Source organism: Flavobacterium sp. (assembly GCF_031411595.1).
Classification (GTDB): Bacteria; Bacteroidota; Bacteroidia; order Flavobacteriales; family Flavobacteriaceae; genus Flavobacterium.
In genome coordinates this window covers 18,405-35,468 of record NZ_JANOBI010000025.1, presented here as the reverse complement: position 1 = coordinate 35,468, position 17,064 = coordinate 18,405, and the positions used below count along the sequence as shown (strand labels likewise).

The window sequence follows — 17,064 nt, the reverse complement described above, 5'->3', positions numbered from 1 at the left end:
TTGCGAGCTTGCGCGGCAATCTCCCAACGCCAAGGATTTTCCCTTCTATCGGGGCTAGGGCAATCTACTTCCTAGTCACCTCACGAAACAAAGTCTCCAAATTCTTATTCTTCTGATTGAGTTGCAATGTCTTCAAACCATTGTTCTGTGCAAAATCAAACACCGTAGAACGCATGTCAGAGCTAGAAAGAAAAGTCAATTCCCAAACATTGGCACCAGTGTTCAACTTCGACACCAAATGCGGAAGATTCGCCAGCGCGTCATCGGTCACAACGCGATCAAACTCCACTTCAATCACTTGCTCTTGATGCGCAGCAATAGCCGTATCGAGTTTTTTATCCGTCACAATTTTCCCTTGATCAATAATAATCACACGATCACAAATCGCTTCCACTTCCTGCATGATATGCGTCGATAGAAAAACCGTTTTGTCTTTCCCAACATTGCGAATCACTTCTCTGATTTCGAGCAACTGATTCGGATCCAAACCGGTCGTAGGTTCATCTAAAATCAACACATCAGGATTGTGCAATAAAGCATTCGCCAAACCAACGCGTTGTCGGTAACCTTTTGATAATTGGGCGATTTTCTTGTGACTTTCGGCAGTCAATCCCGTCAAAACAATCACTTCCTCAATGCGGTTTTTAGCAACGCCAAACACGTCGGCATTGAATTCTAAATATTCCCGAACATACAAATCCAAATACAACGGATTGTGCTCGGGCAAATACCCAATCGATTGTTGCACGGATTTTTGCTGGTCATTCACATCAAAACCATTCACACTCGCATGGCCTTCATCAGCAGCAATATAAGTCGTCAAGATTTTCATCAACGTCGATTTTCCCGCACCATTCGGACCTAAGAAACCCACGATTTCGCCTTTTTGAATCGAGAACGAAACGCCGTCCAACGCTTTTTGAGTACCGTAATTTTTTGAGATATTATTGACTTCTATTGACATACTACTTGATTTGTTGCAAATGTAAATAGAAAAAATCTTGATTGATTATTTTTTATACTTTCTTTATTTGGTGTTTTACGGGCGGATTGGATATTCCTAAAAGGTTATATATTTACGACAATTATCCATCAAATAGAACCACCATGACAAAATACAGCCTGATTTTTTTCTTTATCGGATTAATATCCCAAGCACAAGAAAAACCATCCATTCAAAAACAGGAAATCATTCGCATAGAAACCGAACTGGCTTCTGATAAAATGGAAGGAAGAGAAATTTTTACACGTGGCAATGATTCTGCATCGGTTTTTATTCAAAACGAATTCAAGAAAATTCACCTCGATTATTTTGAAGGTCTCGGCGGCTATCGACAGGAATTCACAGCCAAAGGTAAACCCGCCAATAATGTCATCGGCATGATTCCCGGCAAATCGAAACCGAATGAGTTTGTGGTTTTTTCAGCCCATTATGACCATCTTGGAATGAAAAGTAATGGAAAAGACAAAGTCTATAATGGCGCCAATGACGACGCTTCCGGTACGACAGCAGTAATTGCATTGGCAAAATATTTTAAGGAATTGGGGCAAAACGAACGAACATTAATTTTTATTGCTTTTACCGGTGAAGAAGTAGGCGGTTTCGGGTCGTCGTATTTTTCAAATAATATCGAACCCAACCAAGTCATTGCGATGTTCAATATTGAGATGATTGGAACGGAAAGCAAATGGGGTAAAAACTCCGCTTATATCACAGGTTATGAAAAATCTGATTTCGGACAAATTTTGCAAAAGAATTTGAAAGGTTCTAATTTTAATTTTTATGAAGATCCATATCCAAAAGAGCAACTTTTTTACCGATCTGATAATGCCAGATTAGCGTATTTAGGTGTGCCGGCACATACCATTTCAACTTCAAAAATGGATTCAGAGCCGAATTACCACAAATTAAGCGATGAGGTTTCGACATTAGATTTAGACAATATGACCGAAATTATTAAATCGATTGCCATCAGTTCGCAAACCATCGTAAACGGACTCGATACACCGACAAGAGTAGAATAAACAGATTTTTAAATTTATTTTATAGAAGTGGTTAAACTTTAAACTTTATTTTTTACTTTAGCAATCCAATTAAATTTACCCATGTTAAATAACCGTTACTATTACAGCAATACTTTTTATTTCTTCTGCAAAGAAGTCGGGGATTGTAGTATGGTTATTTGAAAAATTATTAATTCAAAAAAAGATACAAATCCCGGTGCAAATCGGGATTTTTTTATGCGCTATATGAACGAAAAAATTGCCATACAAGGAATCAAAGGATCGTTTCACCACCAAGTCGCTATGGAATATTATTCCGAAGTCGAAGCCGTGGAGGAATGCCTCTCATTTGAAGAAGTTGTTTCAAGTTTGATGACCAATAAGGCTTCGCAAGCGGTGATGGCTTTGGAGAATTCAATCGCTGGTTCTATCATTCCGAATTATGCGTTGATTGACAAAAATAATCTGCAAATTATAGGGGAGCATTACCTTGATATTCATCAAAACTTGATGGCGCTTCACGGGCAGCAATTAGAAGATATTCAAGAAATCCATTCGCATCCGATGGCATTATTACAATGCATGGAATTTCTCAAAAAACATCCGCACATCAAATTGGTAGAAGATCAAGATACTGCTGAAACCGCAAGAAGAATTCATAAAAATCAAATTCGAGGCATTGCTGCTATTGCTAGTAAAGTGGCTTCAAAAATGTATGACCTCACCATTTTAGCTCCTGAAATTCAAACGATCAACAACAATATGACGCGTTTCGTGATTCTTACCAAATTAGCGTCGGATGTTTCTGAGCGTAAAATCAACAAAGCTTCTTTGAAGTTTGAACTCAATCACAAGCGAGGTAGTTTAGCTGCTGTACTCAATGTTATGAGTGATTGCCGATTGAACTTGACTAAAATTCAATCGCTTCCGATTATTGAAACACCTTGGAAATATTCGTTTTTTGTGGATGTCACTTTCGATCAATATGAAGATTTCAAAAAAGCAAAATCCGTCATCAGCATTATGGCGGAACAGTTCAAAATTTTAGGAGAATATGAGAGTAAGTTTAATCGTTTAACCGTGGAATCGTTTAATCGATAGAGCGGTTCAACGATTACACGATTCAACAAATCAACGATTCAACAATATGATAACAACAGCAAAAAGATTAACGACCGTAGAAGAATATTATTTCTCTGCCAAATTACGCGAAGTCCGCCAGTTGATTGCTGAAGGAAAACCCGTCATTAATATGGGCATTGGAAGCCCCGATTTAGCTCCGGATGCATCTGTTATTGCAGCGATTCAATCGGCGGTGAATGATGACAATGCGCACCAATACCAAAGCTATCAGGGTTTGCCGGAACTGCGATTGGGTATGGCTGATTTTTATAAAAACTATTTTGACGTTGATTTGAATTCCAATACGGAAGTCCTGCCACTCATGGGTTCGAAAGAAGGGATCATGCATATTGCGTTGGCTTTCTTGAATCAAGGCGATCAAGTTTTGATTCCAAATCCTGGATATCCAACCTACAGTTCCGTAGCGAAATTGGTCGAAGCCGAACCCATATTGTATGATTTGATTGCCACCAAAAACTGGGAACCGGATTTTGATGCTTTAGAAAAACTCGATTTATCACGCGTCAAACTCATGTGGATTTCGTATCCTCATATGCCAACTGGCGCAACCGGCAGTTTGGTTTTGTTTGAGAAATTAGTCGCCTTTGCGAGAAAGCATCAAATTCTTTTGGTCAATGACAATCCGTATAGCTTTGTGCTGAATGACCATCCGATTTCCATTTTGCAAGTCGATGGTGCGAAAGAAGTGGCTTTAGAACTCAACTCGCTTTCGAAAACCTATAATATGGCAGGTTGGCGTGTGGGCATGGTTTGCGGAAATGCGACATTTATCGATGCAATACTGAAAGTCAAAAGCAACATGGATAGTGGTATGTTTTATGGCATTCAAAAAGGTGCGATTGCCGCTTTAAAGCTTGATGCTTCCTGGTTTGATATACTCAATAAGGTTTATGCACAAAGACGAGAATTAATTTTCCAATTGGCAGAAAAGTTAGGTTGTACCTATGATCAAAACGCTGTCGGGTTATTTGTTTGGGCGAAATTACCGGCGGGTATTCATTCATCAGAAAAATTCATCGATGACATTTTATTCAACCAACATATCTTCATCACACCGGGAACTATATTTGGCAGCAATGGCGAAGGATACATTCGATTTTCACTTTGCGTGACAGCAGAAAAAATTCAGGAAGCAATTGACAGATTTGATAAATAGTTGTAGGTTGTATGTTGTAAGTTAAAACGTTTTAACCTACAACATACAACCTACAACCTACAACTTACAACTATGAAAATATACATCATCGGAACAGGATTAATCGGCGGCTGCATGGCACTAGACATCCAATCGCATTATGAGGCAGCGGAAGTATTCGGAATTGATTCTAATGAAGCCCACTTAGAAGAAGCACTGCAACGTGGCATCATCCATCAAACCGCTACAATCGACGATTTGCACCAAGCGGATATTGTAATTCTCGCAGTTCCTGTCGATGTAAGTCTTACTGTTTTGCCAAAAGTGTTGGATAAAATCGGAAAAGAGACCGTTGTGTTTGATGTTGGCTCGACCAAACTTCCGATTTGTGAATCGATTGCGAATCACCCGAATCGCAGTAACTTTATGGCGACGCATCCGATTGCAGGAACGGAATACTCTGGGCCATCGGCGGCAATTAAAGGACTTTTTGAGGGCAAAACGAATATCATTTGTGAAGTCGAGAAAACCACTTTTAAGTTGCAGGAAAAAGCACTTCAAGTATTTCAGAAGTTGGGCATGCGCATTCGCTATATGAACCCGAAATCGCATGATAAGCACATTGCGTATGTTTCGCATTTGTCGCATATCAGCTCGTTTATGCTCGGAAAAACCGTGATTGAAAAAGAGAAACACGAACGCGATATTTTTGATATGGCTGGCAGTGGATTTGAAAGTACGGTGCGTTTGGCGAAAAGTTCACCCGCGATGTGGACGCCCATTTTCAAACAAAATAAAAACCAAGTAGTCAAAACTTTGGAAGAATACATTTTAAATTTGTCGAAGTTTAAGGAACTTTTGGAGCAGGATGATTATGAGGCAGTTTTTAATGAAATGCAAAGTGTCAATAGGATTGCGGAAATATTAAGTGGGATTAAAAAATAGAATTGAGATTGGAAACTAGACCCTAGCCCCGATAGTAGTGGAAATCCTTTTGTGACGGCGTTCGGCACAAAAGATTGGGAACGGATAGCGGGATTGGCTTCTAAAAATAAAAAAATAAAGTATGGAAAATAATGCATCAATGAGAAAATGGCTTGACGATTTCAACTTAACGCATCCGCTAGTGATTGCCGGGCCATGCAGCGCGGAGACTGAAGAGCAGGTCTTGAAAATTGCGAATGAACTCAAAAATTCCGACGTTAGTATTTTTCGTGCGGGCATCTGGAAACCCAGAACGCGTCCGGGCGGATTTGAGGGTGTGGGTGCCATCGGACTCAAATGGTTGCAAAAAGCCAAAGCCGAAACCGGTTTACTAATGGCGATTGAAGTGGCCAATGCGGCGCATGTCAAACTTGCGTTAGAACACGATATTGATGTGTTGTGGATTGGCGCTCGAACGACCGTAAACCCTTTTGCAGTTCAGGAAATTGCTGATGCTTTGCAAAACACGGATAAAATTGTGCTTGTGAAAAATCCCGTAAATCCTGATTTGGCGTTGTGGATTGGTGGCGTGGAGCGTTTGTATAATGCGGGCATTAAAAAATTGGGCGTGATTCATAGAGGGTTTTCGACGTATGAAAAAACAAAATACCGCAACATTCCCGAATGGCAGATTGCGATTGAATTGCAAAGTCGATTTCCGGATTTACCGCTGATTTGTGATCCGTCGCACATTACAGGAAAGCGTGATATGATTCTTGAAGTGTCGCAACAAGCGCTAGATTTGAATTACGATGGGTTGATTATTGAAACCCATATAGATCCTGACAATGCTTGGAGCGATGCCGCTCAACAAGTAACGCCAACGGCTTTGAAGCAGATTTTTAAGGATTTGCGCATTAGAAATGTGACGACTGAGGAAAGCGATTTCAATACTAAAATGATAAAACTACGAGCGGACATTGATGTTGCCGATAGTAAGTTGTTAGAAATTTTGGGTAAAAGGATGCATGTCGCCGAACAAATCGGAGCCTTGAAAAAAGAGAAAAATATTGCCGTATTGCAAAACAAAAGATGGAATGAAATACTCGGTAAAATGATTTTAGAAGGCGAAGACAAAGGCTTGAGCGAAGAATTTATTTTAAAATTGTTCAAAGCGATTCACCAAGAAAGCATCAGCCATCAGGAGAAAATCATTAATTCATAATTTTGAATGATGAATTTTAAATTTTAAATTATTCGAACCGTTCAACAAAAGCCGTAATTTTGTCATTCAAAATTCAAAATAAATAAATGACTGGACTTGTATATAAATCAACCGGAAGTTGGTATACCGTAAAATCCGAACAAGGCGATTTTATAGAATGCCGTATTAAGGGCAAGTTCCGCATGAAAGGCATCAAAAGTACAAATCCAATTGCGGTTGGCGATGTTGTTGATTTTGAGTTGGAAGAAACTTCAGACACGGTGACGGGAACGATTCATAACATTCATGAAAGGAAAAATTATATCGTTCGAAAATCAGTAAACTTGTCGCATCAAATGCACATTATTGCCTCGAATGTTGATTATGTTTTTCTGTTGATTACGATTAATAATCCACCAACAACGACCAATTTTATTGATCGATTTTTGGTTACTGCAGAAGCTTATGGCATTGAAACAATTTTGGTTTTCAATAAAATCGATACTTTCGATGAAGCCACTTTAGACGAGCAATTGTACCTGCAACACATTTACCAAGAAATTGGTTACCAATGTCTTCGTGTTTCGGCTAAAGAAAACAAAGGTATTGAGGAATTGAAACAATTGATGGTTGGAAAAGTAAGTATGTTTTCTGGACATTCAGGTGTAGGAAAATCGACGTTGGTCAACGCAATGGAACCCAGTTTGCATCTCAAAACCAAAACCATATCCGAGCAAAGCAAGCAAGGACAGCATACGACGACTTTTGCAGAAATGTATGATTTGAGTTTCAATGCTAAAATTATCGACACGCCGGGCATCAAAGGTTTTGGTATTGTTGATTTAGCGAAAGAAGATATTAGTGGTTATTTCCCTGAATTTTTTAAGCTCAAAGACCAATGCAAATTCAACAATTGCCTGCACAAAGACGAACCGAATTGCGCGATTAAAAAAGCTTTAGAGAACGATCAAATATCCTGGTCGCGTTATAAAAATTACCTTCATATTTTAGAAGGTGATGAAGAAAATTACCGCACCGATTTGCATAACGAAGATCGAATCATCAGCGATCAATCGCGAAAGTCATAACTTGATTTATGAAAGTAGTCATTCAAAGAGTTTCCCAAGCTTCCGTTACTATTGAAGAAAAAATGGTCGCCAATATCCAAAAAGGATTATTGGTTTTGGTCGGCGTTGAAGATGAAGACAACCACGATGATATTGATTGGCTCGTAAATAAAATTATCAATCTCAGAATTTTTGGCGATGCGAATGGTGTGATGAATTTGTCGGTAAAAGACATTCATGGCGACATCATTGTTGTGAGTCAATTTACGTTGCATGCTTCGACTAAAAAAGGCAATCGACCGTCGTATTTGAAAGCGGCAAAACCCGAAATTTCAATCCCGATGTATGAAAATTTTGTGCAACAACTCGAAGTGGCTTTAGGCAAAAAAATACAAACCGGAATTTTCGCTGCCGATATGAAAGTAGCATTGCTTAATGATGGTCCGGTGACAATTATTATCGATTCAAAAAATAAAGAATAATGGATATCAAAAACGCCCAACTCGAAGTCGACAATTGGATTCAAAACCACGGAGTTCGCTATTTCAATGAACTCACCAACATGGCACAACTCACCGAAGAAGTTGGTGAAGTAGCCCGAATCATTGCGCGCCGTTACGGAGAACAATCCGAAAAAGAATCCGATAAAAACAAAGATCTCGGAGAAGAATTGGCCGACGTGGTTTTTGTAGTTTTGTGCCTCGCAAACCAAACCGGTATCGATTTGCAAGCAGCGTTCGATAAAAAAATGGACGTCAAAACCAACCGCGATCACGACCGACATCACAATAACGAAAAACTCAAATAGTTTGAATTGTAATATTGGTTAGGAGCTTAATCCCGCTATTCACTCCCAATCTTTTGCACCGAACGCCGGCGCAAAAGGATTTCCGCTACTATCGGGGCTAGGGCATCCAACAACCAACAACATATCATATTAAACTTTGCGCCTTAGCGCCTTTGCGAGAAACCATACAATCAACAAAAAAGTAAACTCAGATTCTATATGAATATTGGCTTACATCAAATAGCGTCCATTCACAATGCCCGTTTAAAAATTGCCGGAAGCAAATCCGAAACGAATCGATTGTTGTTGTTGCAAGCATTGCATCCCAACTTACAATTGGAAAACGCTGCTGATGCAGATGATTCTGAAGTGATGCGAAAAGCACTTTCAAGTTCAGAATCGATAATTGATATTCATCACGCCGGAACAGCCATGCGTTTTCTAACCGCTTATTTCGCCATTCAGGAAGGACGTGAAGTAGTGTTGACAGGTTCGTCACGAATGAAAGAACGCCCGATTCAAGTTCTGGTGGATGCTTTGCGTGAACTCGGAGCCGACATTGCTTATGAAGAGCAAGAAGGTTTTCCACCGCTAAGAATCAAAGGAAAAAAACTTGATAAAAGGGAAGTGACGCTGGCAGCACATGTGAGCAGCCAATACATTTCCGCATTGTTATTAATCGCATCAAAACTCGAAAGCGGATTGCAAATCACACTCGAGGGCGAAATCACATCGGTTCCCTACATTCAAATGACAATCAATTTATTGAAGCAAATTGGCATCAAAACGGAATTCAACCAAAATAAAATTATTGTCTTTCCAACAATCCAACACACGAGCGTCAGCGAACTGGCGAAGCAATCCAATAATCCAACAATCACTATTGAATCCGATTGGTCTTCGGCTTCCTATTTCTATTCAATCATAACATTATCCGAAGTTGGTACAACAATTACATTATCAAGCTTCCAACCCAACAGCCTGCAAGGCGATGCTGCATTAGCAACAATCTACAAAAACTTTGGTGTCGAAACGACTTTCAACGGAAACAGCATCACCTTACGAAAAATCAACCTACAACTTACAATCTGCAACCTGCAACTCAACAATACACCCGACATTGCCCAAACCATCGCCGTTACTTGTTTCGGATTGGGAATAGCTTGCCATTTAAGCGGTTTACACACTTTAAAAATCAAAGAAACGGATCGATTGACAGCTTTAAAAAATGAACTGACAAAATTAGGTGCAAACGTTTCCATCACTCACGATTCGTTAGCATTAGAACCTTCCACCAACATACATCCCAACATCAAAATAGCTACTTATAACGATCACCGTATGGCGATGGCTTTTGCACCATTAGCATTAAAAGTTCCAATTGTCATTCAAGATTCAGAAGTCGTTTCTAAATCCTATCCCAATTTCTGGAATGATCTAAAAAGAATTGGCTTTGTGATTCAAGACTAAACAAAACCTTAGAACCTAAGCAACTCAGTGCCTCACAACCTTTTAAAAAAATAAACCCCAAAACACTTGACATCGCCTATCGCACAGTCGTATATTTGCGACCAATTAAAACCACTACATGAAATTATCACATTTTCAATTCAATTTACCCAAAGAACTTCTTGCCGAATTTCCAGCCGAAAACAGAGATGAATCCAGACTAATGGTCATCAACCGAGAGAAAAAAACCATCGAACATAAAATGTTTAAAGACATCATCGATTATTTCGGTGATGGTGATGTGTTGGTGCTCAACAATACCAAAGTTTTCCCGGCACGTTTATACGGAAACAAAGAAAAAACCGGTGCGAGAATCGAAGTGTTTTTGCTTCGTGAATTAAATTCAGAACAACGCCTTTGGGACGTTTTGGTTGATCCGGCGCGTAAAATCAGAATTGGAAACAAACTGTATTTCGGCGACGACGATTCACTAGTAGCTGAAGTAATCGACAATACTACATCACGCGGAAGAACTTTGCGTTTCCTTTACGACGGTTCGTATGATGAATTCAGAAACAAACTTACAGAACTTGGTGAAACGCCAATTCCAAAATACATCAACCGTGAAGTAACGCCAGAAGATGCTGAACGTTACCAAACGATTTACGCTAAAAACGAAGGAGCAGTTGCTGCACCAACGGCTGGTTTACACTTTTCAAAACATTTATTGAAAAGACTTGAAATTAAAGGGGTGAATTTCGCTGAAGTGACACTTCACGTAGGTTTAGGAACATTTAATCCGGTTGAGGTTGAAGATCTTTCAAAACACAAAATGGATTCTGAAGAATTAATCATCACCCAAGAAGCGTGTGATATCGTCAACGAAGCCAAAATCAAAAAGAAAAGAATTTGTGCCGTAGGAACTACTTCGATGCGCGCCATCGAAAGCTCGGTTTCATCAGCAAAAACCCTAAATCCATTCGAAGGTTGGACGAATAAATTCATTTTTCCACCGTATGAATTCAGCGTTCCGAACTGCATGATTACGAATTTCCACACACCAAAATCAACATTGCTGATGATGGTTTCTGCATTCTGCGGTCACGATTTAATGAAAAAAGCCTACGAAGAAGCGATCAAAGAAGGCTACCGTTTCTACTCATACGGCGACGCAATGCTAATTATTTAATCAAAGTACATATCAAAAAAAATCCCGTCATATCGATGGGATTTTTTGTTTAACACAGATTCCACTGATTAGCACGGATTAATCTGTGGGAATCCGTGAAATCCGTGTTGTATTTTTTTGGCGTGACCACAAGGGTCAGGCTATCCACTCCCAATCTTTTGTGTCGAACACCGCCACAAAAGGATTTCCGCTACTATCCTTCACGCACCACTCGGTTCATTCAAATTTATCAGTCCACTTGATATACAAGCTTCACCGTAATATTGGCCGTCTTATTTTTCGAGATCGTATTAAACGACCCGCCATAAGAGAAATCCTCCGAAGAATTTTGCCCCGTAATCTGAAACACGCCCATATCCGATTTTTTCAAACTTCCCAAACCTGCACCAGCATTTTTAGCAATACTCTTAGCACGAACACGAGCATCTTTAGTGGCTTCAGCAATCATCTTGATTTTGAGTTCCGCCAATTTCGTATAATAATATTCGGGCGGATTCGAATAAAATTCCACACCAGAATTAATCAATTCGCTCGATTGTCTCGAAATATCTTCAATCTTATTCACATCTTTCGATTGCACGGTAACGGTTTGCGTCAGATTGAATCCCGTAAAAATTTGCTGCTTCGTTGAGCCGTTTTCATTATATACAAAATCAAAATCCTTATTAAAATTCACCGCAGAAAAAACAATCTCACTTGATTGAATGCCTTTCGAAAGCAAATAACTTTTGATTTTCTCACGATCACTGTCGAGCGCAGCATACGCATCTTTCAAAATCATACTTTTCTTCGAGAATGAACCGCTCCAAACAATCAAATCCGAAACGAAATCTTTTTTTCCTAAACCGGTTACACTAATCGTATCGGCACTTTGATTCCGATTCTGAAAGGCATTCGAAAATAAATAAGCCGCAATAATAACGGCAAGTGCAATGATAATGGCATTCGCGTTGGTTTTCATAAATGAGATTTTAGTGATTTAAAAATAACGAATTTTTCGACATACAATAACAAACGACAAATCTTATTTTTTGTTATTTTTACGCACCTTAAAATGCAAACCATGACTTTTCAAAATACGAGAGCTTTTGCTCAGGAACTCGACAACCAAGATCCGCTGCGTGAGTATAAAAATGAATTTATTTTCCCGCAGCACAACGGAAAGAACGTGGTTTATTTTACCGGAAATTCTTTAGGATTGCAACCCAAAAGAACCAAAAGTTATGTAGATGAAGTCATGAACGATTGGGCAAACTTCGCCGTCGAAGGTCATTTTTACGCAGAAAAACCATGGTGGGATTATCACGAACGTTTCGCCAATCCGCTCAGCAAAATTGTAGGGGCCAAACCTTCTGAAGTCACAGTGATGAATACGTTGACGGTCAATTTGCATTTGCTGATGGTGTCGTTTTACAGACCTACAAAAACCCGATACAAAATCATTTGCGAAGAAAAAGCATTTCCTTCCGATCAGTATATGTTTCAAAGTCAAGTGCATTTTCATGGTTATAAAACCGAAGATGCTATCGTTGAAATCAAACGCCGCGATGGCGAACACAACATTCGACTCGAAGATGTTTTGGCGAAGATTAACGAAGTTGGCGATGAACTTGCATTAGTACTAATCGGTGGCGTAAATTATTATACAGGACAAGTATTCGATATCAAAACCATTACTGAAGCAGGCCATAAAGTCGGAGCCAAAGTTGGTTGGGATTTAGCCCATGCCGCAGGAAATATCAAGTTAGCACTCCACGATTGGAACGTCGATTTTGCTTGTTGGTGCAGTTACAAATACATGAATTCCGGACCAGGAAATGCTTCAGGTTGTTTCATACACGAAAAGCATCACAACGACAATGACTTGCCAAGATTCGCCGGGTGGTGGGGACATAACAAAGAACGTCGTTTCAAAATGGAACCGAATTTCGAACCTGTTCACGGAGCCGATGGTTGGCAAATTAGCAATTTACCGATACTTTCGTTAGCACCTTATTTAGCATCTGTAGAAATGTTTGTAGAAGTCGGGATGGATGCGTTGATTCAAAAGAGAAATCAAATCACAGCTTATCTTGAATTCATTCTGCATGAAATTGACAAAGAAGTCAGCAGTACTTTCGAAATCATCACCCCTCAAAATCCCGAAGAACGGGCATCACAATTATCTGTTTTTCTACACGGCGAAGGAAGAAGTCTATTCGATTACCTGATGAGTAACGGTGTGATTACCGATTGGCGTGAACCCAATGTGATTCGATTGGCGCCGGTTCCTTTGTATTGTTCGTATGAAGATATGTATGAATTTGGTCAGATATTGAAGCGAGGAATTTTGTCATAATATCATTCATAAAAATATATTCCATAAAAAAGCCCATTTTAAAATGGGCTTTTTCTTTTATAGGTGAAAGATTAATTTTTAATAATGCCTTTAGTTTCAACACCATTTTCTGAAATAACCTTCAAAAGATATTTTCCGGTTGGTAACGAGCCTAAAGCACATTGTGTTTCTTTTGCATTGATGTTGTTTTGCTGCAATACTTCCTGTCCGAGTAAATTAAATAGTTGTACTTTCTCAATCATTACATCGGTAGCAACAGTAATCAAATCCTGTGATGGGTTTGGGTAAATGATAAAACTTCCTTTATTGAAATGTTGGGTTCCCAAATTAGGAGCATATGAGAATGTGACTGTCCAGCTACTGGCTAAAACTCTGTTATAATCTGCATTGCAATCGCTTCCGCCATAGGTACGCCACGCACGCAATTCGAATTCTACATCACCCACAGCACCATCAGCAATATGAATATCCGAACGGTTGTAACTATAGGTTCCGGTTGAACCACCAATTCCAGAAGTAAGCGCACTTTCCGCATTTCCTGTTGTATTGCAAACCAATAAACTACGTTGTTCCGACATCCAGCCATTGCTTGCAGTTTGCATTTGATATGCCGTTGATACTCCATTGATGTGATACCCGTAAGGAACATGAACGGTCAACAAACCAGGGCAAGTGTTCGGACTTGAAGCAGTAGGTGTAAGCGTGTATAATGTCGGTATATCACTACCCGTGTAAGGTGTACTGATCTCTCCCGTAGTAAAGCAAACTGAAAACCATTCACCTGATTCTGTGGCACTGCAATGAGAACGCACCCAAACGCAATAATGCGTTCCGATCGTAAGGCCGGTCATAACGGCACTGTTTCCGTTAGCTTCGCCTGATGGAGGTGTTGAAGGTGTTGGGATATTGTTACTTGTGGTAATGAAATACTCATACCCTAAGGCCGGCACAATCACAGCGTCAGTCCATGAAATAGTTGCCGAGGTTTCAGTAATATCACTGGCAACAAGACTTGTCGGCTCAGGACAAGTTCCCAATAATTTAGCGCTCACGGCAAAAATATTAGCGATGCCGGCTGCTGTAGATGATTTTGTAAAATCCATAGCGACGATATCTTTAGTTTGATTTTCGGGTAAAATCGCTATGTCATAACGGTAAAATCTCGGATCGTTGGCAGGATTTTCCATAATATCTGTAGTTCTGCTTACACGTCCAAAACCTGAAAGCACTACAGGTAATGCATTGCTAAAAAACCAATCGGGAATCACAGCTCCTGAAAAAGGCTGATTGCTACCGTCTGAAAAATAAATGATGCCATCTAAAGTAGCAGTGCCACTTCCGGAATTGGCCAGAATGTATATATTGGTTGCCGCTGCCGGATTAAAGAAAGAAAGCGAACCTAAATCAGCAGTGTTTTCCAAACGAAGCGAATTGTTTTCGTAATAACCAGCGAGTTGAAAAGACAATCCTGATAAAGATAGATCATCGATCAATCCTGAAACTGGCAAAGCGTAAGCTGGTACAGGATCTCCCAATGTATTCTCGAAATCTGCACTCATCAGCGTAAAATCTCCGGCATCAAGCGCAATTGAAGTTGTGGCAGCAGCGCCTCCAATTCCATCCGCAATGACATCCGCATTAAATCCCGAAGACTGAAAGACATGGTATTCCTGTGCCGATAAAAAATTAGAAACTTGTAAAAACAAAATCGTGAGTAATAATTTTTTCATAAGTGTTGTATAGGTAAGTTAGTCATAAGGTCATAAGCCTGTTTTTTGTTTGCTCTATAAAAATAGAACTTTTTTGTTATCGATTTTCATTCTTGCTGATTTTTAAGGAATTCCTATAAAAAAGCAATGTTTTTTAGAATCAATAACCAAAATTAGATGATGAGAAAATGCCTTGTTTTAAAATTTAGGAAAATCTTAAAACAAGGCATTCTTAAGAAACAATAAGTCTAGGCTAACTCCAAAGAAGGGATTTCTATGGTTTTTAGTATGTTGTTATAATGCAAAAGTTGATTTTGAATCGTAGCAATATCGCTTTTAAAATAAGTGGTATTTGAAAATAAATTTTGATAATAAACAATGCCTTCGAGTAAATTCGATTTAAACAACTGCCACTTTTTGATTTGTGCCGCTGTGATATCAGCAATATTTTCAAGGTCTTGTTTTAAATAATCAACATACAATTTCAACTCATTAATAAAAACATGCGGACGATGCTGATGTTGCATCACATTCGTATTGCCATAAATGTGACATACCATATCCGAGAGCGAAACTTCACAATCAAAATAAGCCAAATTCGGACCTGGACAAATCACAATACCTTGGTCTTGTCCTTTGATTTTAATATTGTTCTCGAGATAAGAAGCATTCGCCAAACCCACACAAAGACAAGATTTTTCGGTGATTTTGGTTTGAAATTTTTTAAAATCTGATTCAGAAAGACTGTCTTTTTTTGAAGCCAATTCCTCAAGTTTGATGTCTTGGTATTTTTTCGAAGCCGTGCACATGCCTTTAGAGTCGTATTCTTTTCCTAATGCCAACAGTTTTTTCGGGCACGAACTTCCGGCTTTTTTGTCTTCAATTCGCTGTTGTTTGAGGAACTCGTTGGTCGTGCCTTTTACGGTATTAAACGGAACACCTAGCGGTGAAATATGACTCAAATAAAAATCACCTTCTTTAGATTTTGCCAATAAGGCTCTGGTTTCAGCATCAACTGATGTAGCTTCGGGCACCAATAAAAAAGGTGAACCCCAACCCACAGATTCCAAAGCATATTGATTAAGCAAGAATTGATGTTCTTCCGCAGTTCCAACACCACCTTGCGCAGTAATTTTCAAAGGCAATGATTTTTGAGGAATAGACATTTGTTTTTGCAGTAATGCTTTCTCCATCAATTCCTGAGCAGACTGAATCAATTGTTGTTTCTTTTGTTTGAATTCTTCTAAAATCGGACCCAATAAAAGTCCATCCGTCGCAAACGCATGCCCACCACAATTGAGCCCAGATTCGATGCGGTATTCCGAAACCCAAAGCCCTTTTTTGGCTAAAAAATTCCCTTGAATCATCGCCGATCTAAAATCGCTTACTTTAAGAATGATTTTCTTTTTGAGTGCACCGTTAGCGTCAGGAAAGAAATCTTTAAACTGCTCGATATAACTATACAATCTCGGATTCATTCCAGCTGAAAGTACCACAGCAGAAGTCAGATTACTGTTTGCAAAACCGCGCAAAGCCGCATGAGCATCATTATATTCAACAGGCAATAGGTTGTTTTTGATGAAATTGTCTTTGTCGACTTTGGTCATGATGTTCACATCAATCGCACCGGATGAAAGATGTTCTTCAATAAAATGTTTGATGTTGTCTTTCACAGCATAACCATCGTCAATGAGTTGTTGCAAACCCATTTTAATTTCCGATTGATTGGGCAGCATCGCGATATAGTTTTCCAAAGCCACTTTGCTTTCTACAAGCTCGGTTTTAAAATTTTCGAATTTTTCTTTCACAATCGAATCCACAAGATTCAAATAATGGGTAATTCTTTTGGCTCGAAAATCATCCATTTTAGCTGTGATTTCTTGGTACGGAATTTTAAATTTCGCGCTGTAAAACGCGTCCATCTTTTCGATGAGCTCATCATCAGTAATCGAAATTACTGAATCAATCCCAAAATGGGCCACCCGAATCGGGCTGTCAATAGTAAAAGCCAATCCCATAACGGGAATATGAAAAGTGTGTATAGGTTTGCTGAAAGTCATAAGAATAAATGCATTAAATAAACCACAAAGATTGAGAATCCCATCGACTAAAAAA

Annotated in this window: 15 protein-coding genes; 11 read left to right on the top strand and 4 right to left on the bottom strand. The window is 39.2% G+C overall.

The annotated features are described in order from the left end of the window. Positions 1 to 64: 64 nt before the first annotated feature. Positions 65 to 964, bottom strand: a complete 900-nt coding sequence (gene gldA / locus RMO03_RS05300) for a gliding motility-associated ABC transporter ATP-binding subunit GldA (RefSeq protein ID WP_309641050.1) — start codon at positions 962 to 964, stop codon at positions 65 to 67. A gap of 143 nt (positions 965 to 1,107) precedes the next feature. Here gldA and RMO03_RS05295 point away from each other — a divergent pair, with 143 nt between their 5' ends. The 10 genes from RMO03_RS05295 to queA all read left to right on the top strand — a co-directional run bounded on the left by RMO03_RS05295 (position 1,108) and on the right by queA (position 10,902). Next, positions 1,108 to 2,025, top strand: coding sequence for a M28 family peptidase (locus tag RMO03_RS05295; protein WP_309641049.1), 918 nt, complete (start codon positions 1,108 to 1,110; stop codon positions 2,023 to 2,025). Between the two features lie 225 nt (positions 2,026 to 2,250). Continuing rightward, on the top strand, positions 2,251 to 3,105 hold the full coding sequence (locus RMO03_RS05290; protein WP_309641048.1) for a prephenate dehydratase: 855 nt from the start codon (positions 2,251 to 2,253) through the stop codon (positions 3,103 to 3,105). Positions 3,106 to 3,151: 46 nt separating this feature from the next. Continuing rightward, entirely contained in the window at positions 3,152 to 4,303 is a 1,152-nt protein-coding gene (locus RMO03_RS05285; RefSeq protein WP_309641047.1) for an aminotransferase class I/II-fold pyridoxal phosphate-dependent enzyme, read from the top strand. 72 nt (positions 4,304 to 4,375) lie between these two features. Next, the gene (locus tag RMO03_RS05280) at positions 4,376 to 5,227 is read left to right on the top strand and encodes a prephenate dehydrogenase (RefSeq protein WP_309641046.1); all 852 of its coding nucleotides are present in this window, start codon (positions 4,376 to 4,378) and stop codon (positions 5,225 to 5,227) included. A 121-nt stretch (positions 5,228 to 5,348) separates the two neighbouring features. Beyond that, on the top strand, positions 5,349 to 6,431 hold the full coding sequence (locus RMO03_RS05275; protein ID WP_309641045.1) for a bifunctional 3-deoxy-7-phosphoheptulonate synthase/chorismate mutase type II: 1,083 nt from the start codon (positions 5,349 to 5,351) through the stop codon (positions 6,429 to 6,431). A gap of 86 nt (positions 6,432 to 6,517) precedes the next feature. Further along, positions 6,518 to 7,498 (top strand): ribosome small subunit-dependent GTPase A, encoded by a 981-nt coding sequence (gene rsgA / locus RMO03_RS05270; protein WP_309641044.1) that lies wholly within the window; start codon positions 6,518 to 6,520, stop codon positions 7,496 to 7,498. 8 nt (positions 7,499 to 7,506) lie between these two features. After that, positions 7,507 to 7,959 carry a D-aminoacyl-tRNA deacylase gene (gene dtd / locus RMO03_RS05265; RefSeq protein WP_309641043.1) on the top strand — a complete coding sequence of 151 codons (453 nt, stop codon included), beginning with the start codon at positions 7,507 to 7,509 and terminating at the stop codon, positions 7,957 to 7,959. After that, positions 7,959 to 8,285, top strand: coding sequence for a nucleotide pyrophosphohydrolase (locus RMO03_RS05260; protein WP_309641042.1), 327 nt, complete (start codon positions 7,959 to 7,961; stop codon positions 8,283 to 8,285). Before dtd ends, RMO03_RS05260 begins: the two co-directional genes overlap by 1 nt. A 198-nt stretch (positions 8,286 to 8,483) precedes the next feature. Next, positions 8,484 to 9,734 (top strand): 3-phosphoshikimate 1-carboxyvinyltransferase, encoded by a 1,251-nt coding sequence (locus tag RMO03_RS05255; protein ID WP_309641041.1) that lies wholly within the window; start codon positions 8,484 to 8,486, stop codon positions 9,732 to 9,734. Between the two features lie 118 nt (positions 9,735 to 9,852). After that, positions 9,853 to 10,902: a tRNA preQ1(34) S-adenosylmethionine ribosyltransferase-isomerase QueA gene (queA, locus tag RMO03_RS05250; protein WP_309641040.1), complete on the top strand. Its 1,050-nt coding sequence runs from the start codon at positions 9,853 to 9,855 to the stop codon at positions 10,900 to 10,902. A 229-nt stretch (positions 10,903 to 11,131) separates the two neighbouring features. On the opposite strand, the gene RMO03_RS05245 is transcribed toward queA, so the two are convergent. Next, positions 11,132 to 11,863 carry an SIMPL domain-containing protein gene (locus tag RMO03_RS05245; protein ID WP_309641039.1) on the bottom strand — a complete coding sequence of 244 codons (732 nt, stop codon included), beginning with the start codon at positions 11,861 to 11,863 and terminating at the stop codon, positions 11,132 to 11,134. 102 nt (positions 11,864 to 11,965) lie between these two features. On the opposite strand from RMO03_RS05245, the gene kynU reads away from it, so the two are divergent. After that, the gene (kynU, locus tag RMO03_RS05240) at positions 11,966 to 13,240 is read left to right on the top strand and encodes a kynureninase (RefSeq protein ID WP_309641038.1); all 1,275 of its coding nucleotides are present in this window, start codon (positions 11,966 to 11,968) and stop codon (positions 13,238 to 13,240) included. Positions 13,241 to 13,311: 71 nt separating this feature from the next. Here kynU and RMO03_RS05235 read toward each other — a convergent pair whose 3' ends face one another. Both RMO03_RS05235 and RMO03_RS05230 read right to left on the bottom strand, forming a co-directional pair. Beyond that, positions 13,312 to 14,970, bottom strand: a complete 1,659-nt coding sequence (locus RMO03_RS05235) for a T9SS type A sorting domain-containing protein (protein ID WP_309641037.1) — start codon at positions 14,968 to 14,970, stop codon at positions 13,312 to 13,314. Between the two features lie 227 nt (positions 14,971 to 15,197). After that, entirely contained in the window at positions 15,198 to 17,009 is a 1,812-nt protein-coding gene (locus RMO03_RS05230; RefSeq protein ID WP_309641069.1) for a hypothetical protein, read from the bottom strand. Between the last annotated feature and the right edge of the window lie 55 nt (positions 17,010 to 17,064).

Bases quoted from the DNA above. Each gene is read 5' to 3' on its own strand.
- gldA (WP_309641050.1), bottom strand. From the start codon at position 964: ATGTCAATAGAAGTCAATAATATCTCAAAAAATTACGGTACTCAAAAA.
- RMO03_RS05295 (WP_309641049.1), top strand. From the start codon at position 1,108: ATGACAAAATACAGCCTGATTTTTTTCTTTATCGGATTAATATCCCAA.
- RMO03_RS05290 (WP_309641048.1), top strand. From the start codon at position 2,251: ATGAACGAAAAAATTGCCATACAAGGAATCAAAGGATCGTTTCACCAC.
- RMO03_RS05285 (WP_309641047.1), top strand. From the start codon at position 3,152: ATGATAACAACAGCAAAAAGATTAACGACCGTAGAAGAATATTATTTC.
- RMO03_RS05280 (WP_309641046.1), top strand. From the start codon at position 4,376: ATGAAAATATACATCATCGGAACAGGATTAATCGGCGGCTGCATGGCA.
- RMO03_RS05275 (WP_309641045.1), top strand. From the start codon at position 5,349: ATGGAAAATAATGCATCAATGAGAAAATGGCTTGACGATTTCAACTTA.
- rsgA (WP_309641044.1), top strand. From the start codon at position 6,518: ATGACTGGACTTGTATATAAATCAACCGGAAGTTGGTATACCGTAAAA.
- dtd (WP_309641043.1), top strand. From the start codon at position 7,507: ATGAAAGTAGTCATTCAAAGAGTTTCCCAAGCTTCCGTTACTATTGAA.
- RMO03_RS05260 (WP_309641042.1), top strand. From the start codon at position 7,959: ATGGATATCAAAAACGCCCAACTCGAAGTCGACAATTGGATTCAAAAC.
- RMO03_RS05255 (WP_309641041.1), top strand. From the start codon at position 8,484: ATGAATATTGGCTTACATCAAATAGCGTCCATTCACAATGCCCGTTTA.
- queA (WP_309641040.1), top strand. From the start codon at position 9,853: ATGAAATTATCACATTTTCAATTCAATTTACCCAAAGAACTTCTTGCC.
- RMO03_RS05245 (WP_309641039.1), bottom strand. From the start codon at position 11,863: ATGAAAACCAACGCGAATGCCATTATCATTGCACTTGCCGTTATTATT.
- kynU (WP_309641038.1), top strand. From the start codon at position 11,966: ATGACTTTTCAAAATACGAGAGCTTTTGCTCAGGAACTCGACAACCAA.
- RMO03_RS05235 (WP_309641037.1), bottom strand. From the start codon at position 14,970: ATGAAAAAATTATTACTCACGATTTTGTTTTTACAAGTTTCTAATTTT.
- RMO03_RS05230 (WP_309641069.1), bottom strand. From the start codon at position 17,009: ATGACTTTCAGCAAACCTATACACACTTTTCATATTCCCGTTATGGGA.